At 71.0% G+C, this 14,547-nt stretch carries 15 protein-coding genes; 6 read left to right on the plus strand and 9 right to left on the minus strand.

Features of this window, described 5'->3' with window-relative positions; translation table 11 throughout:
- Positions 1–9: 9 nt before the first annotated feature.
- The 3 genes from glnII to OG455_RS11510 form a co-directional block, all read right to left on the minus strand.
- Entirely contained in the window at positions 10–1,032 is a 1,023-nt protein-coding gene (gene glnII, locus OG455_RS11500; protein ID WP_266292748.1) for a glutamine synthetase, read from the minus strand.
- A gap of 172 nt (positions 1,033–1,204) precedes the next feature.
- Complete coding sequence (locus tag OG455_RS11505) at positions 1,205–2,326, minus strand: hypothetical protein (protein ID WP_266292750.1); 1,122 nt, start codon at positions 2,324–2,326, stop codon at positions 1,205–1,207.
- Between the two features lie 149 nt (positions 2,327–2,475).
- Entirely contained in the window at positions 2,476–2,946 is a 471-nt protein-coding gene (locus tag OG455_RS11510) for a hypothetical protein (protein ID WP_266292752.1), read from the minus strand.
- 224 nt (positions 2,947–3,170) lie between these two features.
- Between OG455_RS11510 and OG455_RS11515 the strand changes: the two genes are divergently transcribed.
- Positions 3,171–3,617, plus strand: a complete 447-nt coding sequence (locus OG455_RS11515) for a DUF4231 domain-containing protein (RefSeq protein WP_266292754.1) — start codon at positions 3,171–3,173, stop codon at positions 3,615–3,617.
- A 35-nt stretch (positions 3,618–3,652) separates the two neighbouring features.
- Entirely contained in the window at positions 3,653–3,997 is a 345-nt protein-coding gene (locus OG455_RS11520; RefSeq protein ID WP_266301094.1) for a hypothetical protein, read from the plus strand.
- Between the two features lie 82 nt (positions 3,998–4,079).
- On the opposite strand, the gene OG455_RS11525 is transcribed toward OG455_RS11520, so the two are convergent.
- A complete protein-coding gene (locus OG455_RS11525; RefSeq protein ID WP_266292756.1) occupies positions 4,080–5,084 on the minus strand; it encodes an NADP-dependent oxidoreductase in 1,005 nt (334 codons plus the stop codon).
- Between the two features lie 238 nt (positions 5,085–5,322).
- Between OG455_RS11525 and OG455_RS11530 the strand changes: the two genes are divergently transcribed.
- On the plus strand, positions 5,323–6,357 hold the full coding sequence (locus tag OG455_RS11530; RefSeq protein WP_266292758.1) for an SMI1/KNR4 family protein: 1,035 nt from the start codon (positions 5,323–5,325) through the stop codon (positions 6,355–6,357).
- Between the two features lie 97 nt (positions 6,358–6,454).
- Here OG455_RS11530 and OG455_RS11535 read toward each other — a convergent pair whose 3' ends face one another.
- Positions 6,455–7,126: a response regulator transcription factor gene (locus tag OG455_RS11535; RefSeq protein ID WP_266292760.1), complete on the minus strand. Its 672-nt coding sequence runs from the start codon at positions 7,124–7,126 to the stop codon at positions 6,455–6,457.
- Positions 7,123–8,301, minus strand: coding sequence for a sensor histidine kinase (locus OG455_RS11540; protein ID WP_266292762.1), 1,179 nt, complete (start codon positions 8,299–8,301; stop codon positions 7,123–7,125). Before OG455_RS11540 ends, OG455_RS11535 begins: the two co-directional genes overlap by 4 nt.
- Positions 8,302–8,433: 132 nt before the next feature.
- Between OG455_RS11540 and OG455_RS11545 the strand changes: the two genes are divergently transcribed.
- Both OG455_RS11545 and OG455_RS11550 read left to right on the plus strand, forming a co-directional pair.
- On the plus strand, positions 8,434–9,366 hold the full coding sequence (locus tag OG455_RS11545; protein WP_266292764.1) for an ATP-binding cassette domain-containing protein: 933 nt from the start codon (positions 8,434–8,436) through the stop codon (positions 9,364–9,366).
- The gene (locus OG455_RS11550; RefSeq protein ID WP_266292766.1) at positions 9,363–10,235 is read left to right on the plus strand and encodes a hypothetical protein; all 873 of its coding nucleotides are present in this window, start codon (positions 9,363–9,365) and stop codon (positions 10,233–10,235) included. Before OG455_RS11545 ends, OG455_RS11550 begins: the two co-directional genes overlap by 4 nt.
- A 92-nt stretch (positions 10,236–10,327) precedes the next feature.
- On the opposite strand, the gene OG455_RS11555 is transcribed toward OG455_RS11550, so the two are convergent.
- Complete coding sequence (locus OG455_RS11555) at positions 10,328–11,005, minus strand: uracil-DNA glycosylase (RefSeq protein WP_266292768.1); 678 nt, start codon at positions 11,003–11,005, stop codon at positions 10,328–10,330.
- Between the two features lie 474 nt (positions 11,006–11,479).
- Between OG455_RS11555 and OG455_RS11560 the strand changes: the two genes are divergently transcribed.
- Positions 11,480–12,721: an IS110 family transposase gene (locus tag OG455_RS11560; protein ID WP_266292770.1), complete on the plus strand. Its 1,242-nt coding sequence runs from the start codon at positions 11,480–11,482 to the stop codon at positions 12,719–12,721.
- A gap of 14 nt (positions 12,722–12,735) precedes the next feature.
- On the opposite strand, the gene OG455_RS11565 is transcribed toward OG455_RS11560, so the two are convergent.
- Positions 12,736–13,164, minus strand: coding sequence for an SMI1/KNR4 family protein (locus OG455_RS11565; protein WP_266292772.1), 429 nt, complete (start codon positions 13,162–13,164; stop codon positions 12,736–12,738).
- 119 nt (positions 13,165–13,283) lie between these two features.
- Positions 13,284–14,375 carry an amidohydrolase family protein gene (locus OG455_RS11570; RefSeq protein WP_266292774.1) on the minus strand — a complete coding sequence of 364 codons (1,092 nt, stop codon included), beginning with the start codon at positions 14,373–14,375 and terminating at the stop codon, positions 13,284–13,286.
- Positions 14,376–14,547 lie beyond the last annotated feature (172 nt).

Genomic DNA, 14,547 nt, shown 5'->3' on the forward strand with positions numbered 1-14,547 from the left:
TACGGCGGCTCAGACGAGGCCGGCCTTCTCCAGCGCGGCGCAGCAGGTGTTGACCAGCAGGCGGGTCACCACGTACGGGTCGATGTTGGCGTTCGGGCGACGGTCCTCGATGTAGCCCTTCTGCTCCACCTCGACCTGCCACGGGATGCGCACCGAGGCACCGCGGTCCGAGACACCGTAGGAGTAGACGTTCCACGGGGCGGTCTCGTGCTTGCCGGTGAGGCGGGCCTGGATGTCGTCACCGTACTGGTTGACGTGCTCCAGCACGATCTCCTGCGAGGCGCCGAGCGACTCGCAGGCGGCGATGATGGCGTCGTAGCCCTCGCGCATGGCCTTGGTGGAGAAGTTGGTGTGCGCGCCCGCGCCGTTCCAGTCGCCGCGCACCGGCTTGGCGTCCAGGGTGGCGTCGATGCCGAACTCCTCGGCGGTGCGGTAGAGCAGGTAGCGGGCGACCCAGAGGTGGTCGGAGGCGGTCAGCGCGTCGACCGGGCCGATCTGGAACTCCCACTGGCCGGGCATGACCTCGGCGTTGATGCCGCAGATCGCCAGGCCGGCGGCCAGGCAGCGGTCCAGGTGCAGCTCGACGATCTCGCGGCCGAAGACCTCCTCGGCGCCGATCCCGCAGTAGTAGCCGCCCTGCGGGGCCGGGAAGCCGCCCTCGGGGAAGCCCAGCGGACGCGAGCCCTTGAAGAAGGTGTACTCCTGCTCGATGCCGAAGATCGCCTCCTGGTCGGCGAACTGCTCGGCGATCGGGCGCAGCAGGGCGCGGGTGTTGGAGACGTGCGGGGTGCCGTCCGTCTCGTTGACCTCGCACAGGACCAGGATGTGGTCGCCGCCGCGGATCGGGTCCGGGAAGGAGGCGATCGGGTCGAGCACGCGGTCCGAGGCGTGCCCCTCCGCCTGGCTGGTGGAGGAACCGTCGAAGCCCCAGGTCGGCAGCTTGTCCGCGTTGGCCAGGATCCGAGTCTTGGAGCGGAGCTTGGCGGTCGGCTTGGTGCCGTCGATCCAGATGTACTCGGCCTTGATAGCCACGGCGGTTACCTCGCAATGTTTTGGTGGGTGCCCGCGTAGCGTCGCAAGTCGCCGTTTCCCCGTTGTTCCTCTTGTGTAACCAGCGTGTGAACCGACTGTCCGAAGTGGCACCCTCACACTCTGAGAGTGCCGCACGGGGCGTTTTACGCTGGCTGCCCGATATCCGGGCAGGTCAGCGCCGGTGTCCGGAACGGCGGCGGCGGGCCAGCAGCACGGCGGCGGCGCCCAGGACGAGCAGCGCGGTGCCGGCGATGCCGAGTGGGATGACGCTCGTGTTACCGGTGAACGCCAGCGCGGGGTCGGCCGGGCGGGCGGGGGTGGCCGGGCGGGCGGGGTCGGCCGGGCGGGCGGGGTCGGCCGGGCGGGCGGGGGTGGCGGCGCGGGTCGGGGTGGCGGCGGGGGTGGCGGGGTCGGCGGGGGTGGCGGGGTCCGCACCGGCGTCGGCGCCGGGAGCGGCGGCAGGGGAGGCCCCGGGAGCGCCCGTGGCGGTGGCGGCCTGGGCGGCGGTGACGGGGAGGGCCGGGGCCGCCGCGCCGGACGAGGGGGCCGAGGCGGCGGGTGAGGCGGCGGGCGACGGCGCGGCGGAGCCGCCGGGCTTGCGACAGCTCACCGAGGCCACCGTGATGGTGCCGTCCACCTTGGCGACGTTGAGGTTCAGCGGGTTCAGCGCGACCGTCACCGAGAGCGCGGCGGCGGCCGCCGTCGTGGAGGTGGTGCTGCGCTGCGAGAACTCGATGTCCACCGTGCCGATCGCCGGGACGACCACGTGCGTCGGCCCGTCCAGCCGCAGGTTCACCTGGTGGCCGAGCACCGAGAGTGCGGCGGGCGCGTCCACGGTGGCCGTCGGCGGGCCGTCGACCGGGCAGCTGACCGAGGTGCCGAGCGCCCGCAGCCCCAGCAGGGTGGTCGCGGGCAGGCCCGGCGCGTGCACATCGGCGTTGAGCAACTGGACGGCGGCGGAGGCGCCCTGGGCGTCCACCCGGGTCACCGAGCTGCCCACGTCCGCCTTGAGCAGGGTGACGGGCCCGGGCTGCGCCACACCGGCCACGTCCGCGCTCAGCATCGCGCCGTGCTGCTCGGCGGGCGAGGAGGTCTTGTTCAGCGCGATGTCCACCGGGATGTCCACCGCGTTGTTCAACAGGCGCACGTGCAGATCGAGTTCGGCGGTGACGGCACTGGCCTGCCCGGCCGCGGGGGTGTCGGCGCGGGCCGACCCGAGGGCCGGGAGCGCGGCGAGCGCGGTGGCGGCCAGGACGGCGGCGGCACGATGGACGGGACGGGCGGCGGACAGCACGGTGGAACCCCCAGGGGTGGACAGTGGTGGGGAGCGTCAGGTGCGCTCCGGATGGCCGCCATCCTCAGCGGTATCCACTGCCGCATGGGCAACTCCCGCTCCTGGTTCACTCGTTGGAGTGAACCAGGGGCGGGCGGCCACATCCGCGATCAGCTCGCGCCGACGTGGGTGATCTTGCTGGTGTTGAGGTAGAGCCCCGCGAAGGCCGCCACCGCCGAGGTCAGCGCGGGGACCGCGTCGACGTGCCGCGGGAAGACCAGCACCGCGACGCCGGCCGAGACCGCGGCCAGCAGCGCGCAGAGGGCCAGCAGGTTCCAGGCGCCACGGGTGACCGTGTGACCGGGGTTGATGACCGCGCCGAGCAGCGCGGTGACCAGGCCGGCGATGGTCTGGGTGAGATTCGGCAGCGCGGCGTCGCCGTCCCAGGCGATCACCGCGAGGAAGACCATGAGCAGACCGAAGCCCACCGCGACCAGCCCGGCGGCGGGTCCTGCGGCGGACGGGGAGGCGGAGGCGGAGGCGGAGGCAGCAGGTCCGGCGGCCGGCGCGGGGGGCTGGGCGGGGACGGGCGTGGGGGCGGGAGCGGAGGCGGACGGGGACGTCGGCGCCGGCGTGGCCATCGGGTTCTCCAGGGAGGCGTGAGCGAGCTGGTCCCGACAGCAAACCGCCAAGACGGCCGCCAGTCCACCGGCTGCGCGCCCCGGGAAGCCGGGCGGGGAGCAGAACCTCCAGCTCAGTCCTGTGATGTGAGACCCTACGGTCGGGAGTCGCAGGGGTGTCGCGTACGGGGAGCGATGGGGGCGAAGTGGGATCGAGCGGGCAGGTGGGAGCGGGGCCGGCTCCGATGGAGACCGCCGGCCACCTCTTGGAGAAGATTCGGCAGGGCAACGTCTACGCCCGGAGCAGGAAGAAGCGCCTCCGCCTCGCCTCTTCGGCGTTGAAGGTGCTGACGCTCTCGCTGTCCGCCGCCTCAACGATCATCCTGGGCTTGCAGAACCTGAACCTCTGGGCCGGCTTGGCCTTCTCCCTCGTGGCACTGGTCACCCTGCTGGGGGCCGTTGAGTCGTTCTTCAACTGGAGATCGCGCTGGGTGTTGATGGAGGAGACGCAGTACCGGTTCCAGCGTCTCACCGATGACCTTGAGTACCTCATCGCGTCAACGCCCGCTACCGATCTCACCCACGACCGGCTCCAGCCGATCTTCGACGAATACCAGGGCGTATGGGCGCACCTGAGCGAGCGCTGGCTGCAGGAGCGCCGCGCCCTGCCCTCCACCTCGGAGAGCCAGTGAGCCATCGACTCCCCTGCGGCTCGGTCAGGGCCGTCATGTCGACCAAGGTCACGTTCTACGACATCCCGGCCGAGCACTGTATCCACCCGCGGACCACGAACCCGGTCGAGTCGACGTTCTCCACCATCAAGTTCCGCACCAGGGTCACCTGTGGCGCCGGTAGCCCGGCTGCGGCGCCCGACGATCGCATCCACGACTCGGCAGAAGCCATCGACCTGGAACTGACGCAGATCCTCGCCTACTTCGGACGCTCGGTCGAGGAGCTCGACCCCGTCCACACCGCACTCGTGCCCCTCCGAGGCACAGGGGTCCAGCTCCTCACATCAGCCGCCCCACGCTCCCGCTGGCAGGTCATCCAGGGAACCAATCCGCCGCCATGACCAAGCCATCCACGGGTATCGACCACTGCTCCCGCCGGAGTACCAGACCCCATCTCTGGGGCGCCGGGCACGCCCCGGTCCGTCAGGCGTCCGCGCCGGCCGCCCGCACGATGATCTTGCCCTGGTTCTCGCCCCGCAGCATCCCCAGGAACCCGTCCACGATTCCGCCGAAGCCATCGACCACGGTCTCATCGAGCATGACGCGTCCACTCTGCAGGTGCGGCACGACGAACTCGTACAACTCCTCCTGCACATCACGGTAGTTGCTGACCAGGAAGCCCTCCATGCGCAGACTCTTCTCGACGATGTCGGGAAGATTGCGCAGGGCGTAGGGCGTATCGGTGCTGTTGTACTGGGCGATCGTGCCGATCCGCACGATCCGTCCGTACTCACGCAGCGAGGAGATCGCGGCTTCGAGGTGCTCGCCACCGACATTGTCCATGTAGAGGTCGATCCCGTCGGGCGCCGCCTTGGCGAGCAGCTCGGCCGCCGGGCCCGAGTGGTAGTCGAAGACCTCGTCGTAGCCGACGTGTTCGGTCAGGTAGGCGGCCTTCGCCGCCCTGCCCGCGCTGCCGACCAGCCGCCCCGCGCCCATCAGCCGGGCGAGCCGCCCGGTGGCCGTGCCCACCCCGCCGGCTGCCGCCGAGACGAACACGTCCTGCCCCTCGCGGAGTTCGGCGATGCGGGTCAGACCGACGTAGGCGGTCAGGCCGGTGCCGCCGAGGATGCTCAGGTGCGCGGAGAGCGGCACGCCGTCGAAGTGGGGTACGGCGCGCACCTGTTCGGGGGTGACGACGGTGTGGGTGCGCCAGCCCTGCCGGTGGAAGACGATCGCGCCCTCGCGGAGCGCCGGGTCGCGGGAGGCCACGACCCGGCCGATGGCGCGGCCCTCCAAGGGGGCGTTCAGTGCGAAGTCCCCGTCCATCATTTCGCGGTGGTAGGGGTCCACCGACCAGTACAGGTTCTCCACCAGCGCCGTTCCCGGTCCGGGTTCCGGTATCGCCGACTCGACGAAGGCGAAGTGCTCGGGGGTGGGGAAGCCAACGGGGCGGGCCGTCTGGTGCACGGTGAACGCGGTCTCGGTCATGACAGGGACCGTACGCAGGGATGCGGAGGCCGGGGAGAGGGTCGCGCTCATGGAACGGCCCGATCCATGAAGGGCCTTCATGGCCCCCCACGCGCCTGCGGGAGCCTGAGCCGCGGGGGATCGACGCCAACGGGGCGCCACGGGCCTAAGGCAGGTGCACGGTCAGCCCGAGGGCGACCGCGATCGCGTCCGGGTGCGGACCCTACAATCGCCGGACAAGTAGGTGCGGGAGGGCGCAGTGGGACACTTCGAGGGCTTCGACGCCGCCGGGTTCTGGGACGATTCGGCGTACGCGCTCAAGGAGTACGTGGAGGAGGCCCCGCCATCGCGGGAGTTGATCGCGTCGCTGACGGAGGAGCTCGGCGGATACCGTCTGCCCGACTCCTACCTCGCGCTGATGACGGCGCACAACGGCGGCACTCCGGCCCGGACCTGCTTCCCCGTGACCGAGGCGACCTCCTGGGCCGAGGACTACATCGAGATCACCGGTATCCGCGGCATCGGGCGGACCCGATCGCACTCGCTCGGCGGCGAGTTCGGCAGCCGGTTCTGGATCGACATGTGGGAGTACCCCGACATCGGTGTCTACTTCGCCGACACGCCCTCGGCCGGCCACGACATGCTCGCCCTCGACTACCGCGCGTGCGGCAGGCAGGGCGAGCCGACCGTGGTGCACGTCGACCAGGAGAGCGACTTCGCGATCACCTTGGTCGCGGAGAACTTCGAGGCGTTCGTCACGGGCCTGGTCGACGAGTCCGTCTACGACACCTCGGAGCAGGACCGGCTCGCCGCCCTGGCCACGGTGCGCGACGGCAGCTTCTCCCCGGTCCTGCTGCGTGCCTTCCGCGAGGTCGCGGACGCGCTGCCCGACGCGGACCGGCGAATGCGGGCGCTCGCGGAGGCCGTCGTGCGCGACAAGGGGTTCTTCGCCCTGCACGCCGACGCGCGCTCCATGCTGATGTACGACTACCTGTTCTGGCTGTTCACCAGCTTCAACCAGGTCGCCTCCTTCGAGCGGTACCTCAGGACGCCTCAGCAGTCCGAGCGTTCCTACGCGACGCCGGACTACGAGCTGATGATCTCCTTCGGCCTCGCGTCCGAGCAGTACGGCTTCCGTACCGGCGGATACGCCCCCGGCTTCCTGGAAGAGTGGTGGAACTCCCGAATCGCCCCGGGCCGCATCACCGAGACCGCCGACGGCTACCGGCTGACCGACGCCGCCGTCGCCGCGCTGCTCCACGAACTCGCCACCGTGGCCGGCGAGGGCGGGTAGCCGTACTCGCCGGGGCGACGGGGCGGCTGGGCGGCTGGGCGGCTGGGCGGCTGGGCAAGCAGGACAGGGCCCGCTTCCTTCTGTGTCCGATCGGTCCTCAGTCGGACTGCGGGACGATCTTCGCCTCATGGGCGGCAATGGCGAGCTGCACCCGGTCGCGCGCGTCGAGCTTGGCGAGCAGCCGTGCCACATGGGTCTTGGCGGTGGCCATGCTGATGTGCAGGTGGGTGGAGATCTCACTGTTGGACATGCCCCGCCCGATCAGGGTCAGGACCTCGCGTTCGCGCTCGGTGATCCCCTTGAGCCTCCGCCGTGGTTCGGCGGCCTGCGCCTGGTCGGTGAACCGCTCGATGAGGCGGCGCGTGACGCCTGGAGCGAGCAGGGCCTCACCACCGGCCACCACGCGGATCGCTGCGAGGATCTCGTCCAGCACCGTGTCCTTGACCAGGAATCCGCTGGCTCCGGCGTACAGCGCGGCGTACACGTTCTCGTTGTCGTCGAACGTGGTGAGCATCACCACCCCCACCGCCCCGGGCCCCACCCCCGCGGCGTGGGCCTTGATCCGCCGGGTGGCCTCGATGCCGTCCATGACGGGCATCCGGATGTCCATCACCACGACGTCGGGGCGCAGTTCCTTGGCCAGTTGGACCGCCTCGGTTCCGGTGCCGGCCTCCCCTACGATCTCGATGTCCGGCGCGCTGGCGATGAGCAGCCGCAGTCCGGCGCGCACCAGCGGCTGGTCGTCGGCGAGTACGACAGTGATCGTCATACCGGCAGCCTAGCCGCCACCCGGAACCCGCCCTCGGGCCTCGGTCCGGCGCTGAACTGGCCGTGCAGCAGGCTGACGCGCTCGCGCATCCCGGCGATGCCGAAGCCGGGCCCGGCGCTGCCGCCGCTCGCACTGCCGCGTCCGTCGTCCACGACCTCGATGTCGAGCCCGTCTGCCCCGTAGTCGACGTGGATGCGGCAGGTGGCGGCGCTCGCGTGTCGCAGCACGTTGGTCAGGGACTCCTGAATGATGCGGTAGGCGGACAGGTCGATCTCGGCGGGAAGCCGGCGCTGCTCACCGCGCCACTGGACGGCGACTTCCACTCCGGCGTCCGCGGCCGTCGCGGCCAACCCCTCGATGTCCGCGAGGCCCGGTGCGGGGGTCGTCTCCGCTTCCTCCGAGTCGGCTTCCCGCAGTGCGACCAGCATGCGGCGCAGTCCCGCCAAGGTCTCTCGGCTGGTGTTCTCGATGACGGTCAGGGACTCGCGGGCTCCGGCCGGTTCGATCTCGATGGCTCGGGCCGCCGCACCGGCGTGGATCGCGACGATGCCCACGCTGTGCGCGACCATGTCGTGCAACTCCCTTGCGATCCGCAGCCGTTCGGCCTGGACCGCCTGGGTCGTGGCCTGGGCGCGCAGGGTCTCGGCGTGGTTCTGCCGCAGCCGGATCCAGCTGCCGAGGATCCAGGCGATGAAGATGATCACCACCTGGTAGGCCGACGGAACCTTGAAGTCGTTCAGCAGATCCACGCCGGGCGTGTCGGCCATGTTGACGATGCCCCAGGTGATCAGCACGCTGCCCGCGGCCGCGGCCGCGGTGCGCTGTACCTGGGTGATGGTGACGTAGAAGACCAGGATGACCGCCGCCAGCATGAGCGGCCAGGTCCTCCCCCCGTAGACCCACGCCCCGATCGCCTCGACCAGCACGACTCCCAGCACCGGCACCGGTCGCCGGCCGGCCCAACCGATCGGCAGTGCCAGAACGACGGCCGCTGCCACCATGAGCAGGGGGGCGGCGAAGCCTTCGTGCCGCCCCAGGGAGAGCGAGCGCCCGTCCCCGGCGATCGTGGCGCCGAGCAGCACGATCGCGAACGCGGGGACGCCGCACCAGCTCAGGGCCGTCAGGGCGTCGGGCAACCGCCGCGGCAGTACGGGCACCTTCAGAGGTTGATTCACGCCGCGATGCTAACCGCGCGATGAACTGGTGAAATCGCTCCCCGGGCGTCATCCTGCAGACCGATGCGCCAGCGTCGCGGTCCGCTCTGGCGACCGATGTGGCGGGGCCCGAACCGCGACAGCATCCGATGCGTGATCGAAACCAACGAACTGACCAAGCGGTACGGCGACGTCCTGGCGGTGGACGGCCTGACGTTCACCGTGCGGCCCGGCCGGGTGACCGGGTTCCTCGGCCCCAACGGCTCGGGCAAGAGCACGACGCTGCGCATGCTGCTGGGACTGAACACTCCCACCAAGGGCACCGCGACCATCGACGGCCGCCGGTACCGCGACTTCGGCACCGGCATGCGCCACGTGGGTGCGCTGCTGGACGCCAACGACCTCCACAAGGGGCGCACCGCCAAGGCGCATCTGGCGGCGCTGGCCTGCAGCAACGGCCTGCCGAAGCGCCGGGTCCAGGAGGCCCTGGAGACGGTCGGTCTGGGCGGGGCGGGCCGACGGCGGATCGGCGGGTTGTCGCTCGGGATGCGCCAGCGCCTGGGCATCGCCACCGCGCTGCTCGGCGACCCGCCGGTCCTGATCTTCGACGAGCCGGTCAACGGCCTCGACCCGGAGGGCATCAGGTGGGCGCGTGAGCTGTTCCGGAGCCTGGCCGCCGAGGGGCGCACCGTCTTCGTCTCCAGCCACATGATGAGCGAGATGGCGAACACCGCCGACCACCTCATCGTGATCGGCGGTGGCCGGCTGATCGCCGACGAGCCCGCCGGGGACTTCGCTGCCCGCGCCACCACCGCCGGCGTCACCGTGCGCACTCCGGACCCGACCGCACTGACCGGGGTCCTGCGGGACGCGGGCGGCTCGGTGCTCTCCGAGGGCCCGGGTGTCCTGAACGTCACCGGACTGACCGCGACCCGCATCAACGAGCTCGCCTTCACCCACCACGTCATGGTCCACGAAGTCACTGCCCACGGTGGGACGTTGGAAGACGCGTTCATGCAGCTGACCGCGGACAGTGTCCAGTACCGCGCCGCAGTCGCGTCCTCGGAGAGGGGTGAGGGCCGATGACCACCCTCGCAGCAGTGCCCACCACCAGGACCCGGCCTCCTGTCGGGTCACCCGCCCGCTGGCTCGACCTGTTCGGCGCGGAGTGGATCAAGCTCTGGTCGTTGCGCTCGACCTTCATCGTGGTCACCGCCGCCCCCGTGCTGGCCTGCATCTCCGCCTGGAAGGTGGCCACCACGGCGTACAACAACTGGCCGAGCTACCCCGACTCGTTCAAGCAGATCTACGACCCCGGGCATGACGCCCTCTTTCCCGTCATGTTCTGCCTGCTCATGACCATCGCCGGCGTGATCGGCGCCCAGACCATGCTCGGCGAACTGGCCAGCGGCATGATCCGCACCACCTTCATCGCCGTGCCGAACCGCAGCCGGGTACTGCTCGCCAAGATCAGCGTCGTGACCGCCGTAACGACCGTCGTCGGCGCGCTCGTCGCCGTGCTGAGCTGGGCCATCACCCTGGCCTGCTACTCGGACCGGCTCACCGCCTGGTCCTGGAGCACCCCCGGTCTCGGCCGGTGGATGCTGGCCACCGTACTCGCGTTCCCGGTGTCCGGCCTGATCGGCATGACCGCCGCCTCGCTCATTCGCCACACCGCGCCCACCGTGTTCGCCCTCTTCGTCTACTTCGTGATGGTGCCGCTGTTCATGGGCGGCTCGTCCACCCTCGACACGCTCTTCCACACCGGCCAACTGTTCACCTTCGTGGTCAACAGTTGGCCCTTCTCCGGATGGATCTTCCTGACCGCGCTGGGCCCCACCGGGGGGATCGTCGGCCACCACCCGTCCGCCACCCATTCATGGATCTCGTTCGGCGCGTGGGCGGTCGGCTCGGTCGCTGTGGTCGTGGCGGCCTTCCGCTCCCGCGACGTCTGACGGCGGTTCTTCGGCCACCGTCGGGCCACACCAGGCTGCCCGTGTCGTCGGTGAGCGCGATCACGAGCAGGCCGTGGCAGTTGCACGTGTCGTCACGGCAGTCGCCAGTCCACCGGCTGCGCGCCCTGCTTGACCAGCAGGTCGTTGGCGCGGCTGAACGGGCGGGAGCCGAAGAAGCCGCGGTCCGCCGACATCGGGCTCGGGTGCGCCGACTCGATCGCCGGCAACTGCCCGAGCAGCGGCCGCAGGTTGCGCGCGTCCCGACCCCAGAGGATCGACACCAGCGGGGTGCCACGGGCCACCAGCGCCCGGATCGCCTGCTCGGTGACCTCCTCCCAGCCCTTGCCCCGGTGCGCGGCCGGCTTGCCGGGCGCGGTGGTGAGGGCCCGGTTGAGCAGCAGCACGCCCTGCTCGGTCCAGGGGGTGAGGTCACCGTTGGCGGGTGGCGGGAAGCCGAGGTCCTGCCCGTACTCGCGGTAGATGTTGACCAGACTGCCGGGGATCGGCCGCACCTGCGGGGCGACCGAGAAGCTCAGCCCCACCGCGTGGCCGGGGGTGGGATAAGGGTCCTGACCGACGATCAGCACCCGCACGTCCGCGAACGGCTCTTGGAAGGCGCGCAGCACATCGGGTCCGGCGGGCAGATAGGTGCGCCCGGCGGCCAGCTCGCCGCGCAGGAACTCGCCCATGGCGGCGACCCGCCCGGCCACCGGCTGCAGGGCCTGGGCCCAGCCGGGTTCGACGATCTCGTGAAGGGGACGCGGTGCCATGGTGCTCACCCTAATTCCTTGTTAGCGGATGGTGGGAGCCAGGGGTTGCCACCGGTCCGTTCGAGCGCCGGGGGCGTGATGCCCTGTCTCACCCCGGTCGTCGAGGCCTCCCGATAGAGCGGCACACGGCCCGGCGCTCGTGGTGGTGGCGGTCACGTGGGCGCCGGACGGATGCCTTTCTGTTATCCGGCCGTGCAGGCCCTACCCCAGACCGGCGACGTTCGGCGCCTTCGTGGCCGCCACCACCGTCAATACCTTGCGCCTGATCACTCGTTGGTGTTGGTGGTGCGAGCCCGCCGCGCGGTGACCTCTCGATCTACCCGAGCTGCCTGAGCTCCCTCAACAGACCGAGGCCCGCGCGGCGCGCTGGTGCCACGAACGGCTAGTGAGGTGGCGGACCGACCGGAATTAGGTCGCTGCGTGGCCCGCATGCGCTCGTAACCAGCGCAAACACCCGCGCCCTGGGAGGGAATCTTGATCTACTGCGGCATCGACTGGGCCGAGAAGACGCACGACGTCGCCCTGGTCGACGACACCGGTCAGCTTCTGGCCAAGCGCCACATCACCGACGACGCAGCCGGCTACAAGATCCTGCTGGACCTGCTCGCCGAGTACGGCGACACCGAGGAGAACCCGATGCCGGTCGCCATCGAGACCTCGCGCGGGCTGCTGGTCGCGGTGCTGCGGACCGGCAAGCGGCAGGTGTTCGCGATCAACCCGTTGGCCGCCGCCCGTTACCGCGATCGGCACGCCGTCTCCCGCAAGAAGTCCGACCCGGGCGACGCGCTGGTCCTGGCGAACATCCTGCGCACCGACATGCACGCCCACCGGCCCCTGCCCGACGACAGCGACCTGGTCCGCGCCATCGCCGTCCTCGCCCGGGCCCAGCAGGACGCGGTCTGGAACCGCCAGCAGCTCGCCAACCAGCTCCGCTCCCTGATGCGCGAGTACTACCCCGCCGCCCTGGACGCCTTCGCCAAATGGGCCAACGGCCTGTGCAGGCCAGAAGCCCGCGAGCTGCTCAGGCTTGCCCCCACCCCGCTCCAGGCCGCCCGGCTGACTCGTGCTCAGATCACCGCGGCCCTCAAGCGGGCCGGCCGCCAGCGCGGCATCGAGCCGGAAGCCGAGCGCCTGCGCGAAGCGTTCCGTGCGGAGTGGGCCCACCAACCCACCCTGGTCGAGGAAGCGCTCGGCAAGCAGATGCTGGCCCTGCTCGGCCAGCTCACGGCCGCCTGCATCGCGGCTGACGACCTCGCCCAGGCGGTGGAGGAGGCGTTCCCTCAGCACCCGGACGCTGAGATCATCCTCAGCTTCCCCGGCCTCGGCATCCAGCTCGGCGCCCGGGTGCTGGCCGAGATCGGCGACGATCGCCAGCGCTTCGCCGACGCCCGCGGCCTCAAGGCCTACGCCGGCGCCTCCCCCGTCACCCGGGCCTCCGGCAAGAAGTCGAGCATCACCCGCCGATGGGTGAAGAACGACCGGCTCAACCACGCCGGCTACCTGTGGGCCTTCGCCGCGCTCACCGCCTCACCCGGAGCCAAGGCCCACTACCGACGCCGCCGCGACGACGCCGGAGACTGGCACGCCGCCGCCCAGCGCAACCTGTTCAACCGCATGCTCGGCCAGCTCTACCACTGCCTCAAGGCCCGCCAGCCCTTCGACGAACACACAGCCTTCCCGACCCCGCAAACGGCCCTTGCCACGGCTGCTGCATAGACCAGGGATCGTCGCTAGAGGTTGATCTTGCCGGTGAGCCACCAGTCGAGGTACTTCGCCAGGCCCGGCGCTACCCAGGTCCGGCTGTCGTTCTCGTGATCCCAGACGAACACGTCGGGGCGGCGGGTGTGCGGGACGAGCGCGAACTGATCGCCGTTGCCCGCGTCGCCGATGAAAAGCAGGGGGTCGAACGGCATGTAGAGCTTCGCCAGGTCGGCGTCACGTCGGAGGACCAGGTTGTCGGTGGCGATCCGTTCGATCGGCCAGATCAACTCCAGCCCGTACTCAGCTCCGACGCCGTTGCTCTCTCGCAGCAGCGCGGCCAGCTCGTCCGGCAGCGGATGGCCAAGCAGCTGCTGGGCCTCGGCGAGAGCGGGTTCAGGCGCCGGCGGTTGCAGCGTCAGCTCCCCCGGCAGCGCGCCAATCAGCTCAGTCCAGATCACTGATGCCCCACTCCGATCCCCAAATCGAACGAATCGACAGGCTACATGGGCATCCCGAGCCATCAGCTTGACGGCTTCACACCGTGAGGTGTCTATCGGCCCAGCCGACAGCGCCGCCGTCAGCCCATCGGGCGCCCGCGGAGCACCACCAGGCGCGGGTCCGCCAGCACGCGGACGTCGGCGCGCGGGTCCGTCCCGTAGACCACCAGGTCCGCCGGGGCGCCCTCCGTCAGGCCCTCCCGGCCGAGCCATGACCGGGCGCCCCAACTGGCCGCCGAGATCGCCTCGGTGGCGCTCAGGCCGGCCTTGACCAGCTCGGCCACCTCGGCCGCGACCAGGCCGTGGGCGAGCGAGCCGCCCGCGTCCGTCCCGACGTAGACCGGCACGCCCGCCTCGTGCGCGGCGCCCACCGTGTCGTAGCGCCGCTCGTGCAGCCGGCGCATGTGCGCGGACCAGGCGGGGAACCGCGCCTCGCCGCCCTCGGCCAGCTTCGGGAAGGTCGCGATGTTGACCAGGGTCGGCACGATGGCCACCCCCCGCTCGGCGAAGACCGGGATCAGCTCCTCGGTCAGCCCGGTGGCGTGCTCGACGCAGTCGATGCCGGCCGCCAGCAGGTCGGGCAGCGACTCGGCGGCGAAGCAGTGCGCGGTGACCCGCGCGCCCTCGGCGTGCGCCGCCGCGATCGCCTCGGCCAGCGCGTCGGCGGGCCAACAGGCGGCCAGGTCGCCGCGCTCGCGGTCGATCCAGTCGCCGACCAGCTTGACCCAGCCGTCGCCGCGCCGGGCCTCCGCGACCACGTAGGCGGTCAGGTCGCCGGGCTCGATCTCGTGCGCGTAGTTGCGGATGTAGCGGCGGGTGCGGGCGATGTGGCGGCCGGCCCTGATGATCCTGGGCAGGTCCTCGCGGTCGTCGATCCACCGGGTGTCGGCGGCCGATCCCGCGTCGCGGATCAGCAGCGTGCCGGCCTCGCGGTCGGTGATCGCCTGCTTCTCGCTGGTGGCCTCGTCGACCGCGCCGTGCGCGTCCAGGCCGACGTGGCAGTGCGCGTCGACCAGACCCGGCAGCGCCCAGCCGGTGACCGTGCGGACCTCCCGGGCGCCGGCGGGCCGCTGGTAGCTCACCCGGCCGTCGAGCACCCAGAGTTCGTCCCGGACCTCGTCGGGCCCGACCAGGATCCGGCCCTTGATGTGCAGCACCACGCCATCCGTCATGCCCGCACTCTACGGCGCGGCCCCTGGGCAATCACGGCCCCCTGGCAATCACCCGCCAGGGTGACAGCGGAAGGCCCGGCGCGAAGGCTTCCGGGGGGCGCCGGGCTTTCTCTGTGACTTCTCCGGTCAATACAGCGTCACATCACCGGCGGAAACCCGCCGAGTTCCGCAT

The sequence above is a fragment of the Kitasatospora sp. NBC_01287 genome (assembly GCF_026340565.1).
Taxonomy (GTDB): Bacteria; Actinomycetota; Actinomycetes; order Streptomycetales; family Streptomycetaceae; genus Kitasatospora.

Excerpts from the sequence above, each read along its gene's own strand:
- OG455_RS11510 (WP_266292752.1), bottom strand. The coding sequence starts at position 2,946 with ATGGCCACGCCGGCGCCGACGTCCCCGTCCGCCTCCGCTCCCGCCCCC.
- OG455_RS11520 (WP_266301094.1), top strand. The coding sequence starts at position 3,653 with ATGTCGACCAAGGTCACGTTCTACGACATCCCGGCCGAGCACTGTATC.
- OG455_RS11525 (WP_266292756.1), bottom strand. The coding sequence starts at position 5,084 with ATGACCGAGACCGCGTTCACCGTGCACCAGACGGCCCGCCCCGTTGGC.
- OG455_RS11535 (WP_266292760.1), bottom strand. The coding sequence starts at position 7,126 with ATGACGATCACTGTCGTACTCGCCGACGACCAGCCGCTGGTGCGCGCC.
- OG455_RS11550 (WP_266292766.1), top strand. The coding sequence starts at position 9,363 with ATGACCACCCTCGCAGCAGTGCCCACCACCAGGACCCGGCCTCCTGTC.
- OG455_RS11515 (WP_266292754.1), top strand. The coding sequence starts at position 3,171 with ATGGAGACCGCCGGCCACCTCTTGGAGAAGATTCGGCAGGGCAACGTC.
- OG455_RS11570 (WP_266292774.1), bottom strand. The coding sequence starts at position 14,375 with ATGACGGATGGCGTGGTGCTGCACATCAAGGGCCGGATCCTGGTCGGG.
- OG455_RS11555 (WP_266292768.1), bottom strand. The coding sequence starts at position 11,005 with ATGGCACCGCGTCCCCTTCACGAGATCGTCGAACCCGGCTGGGCCCAG.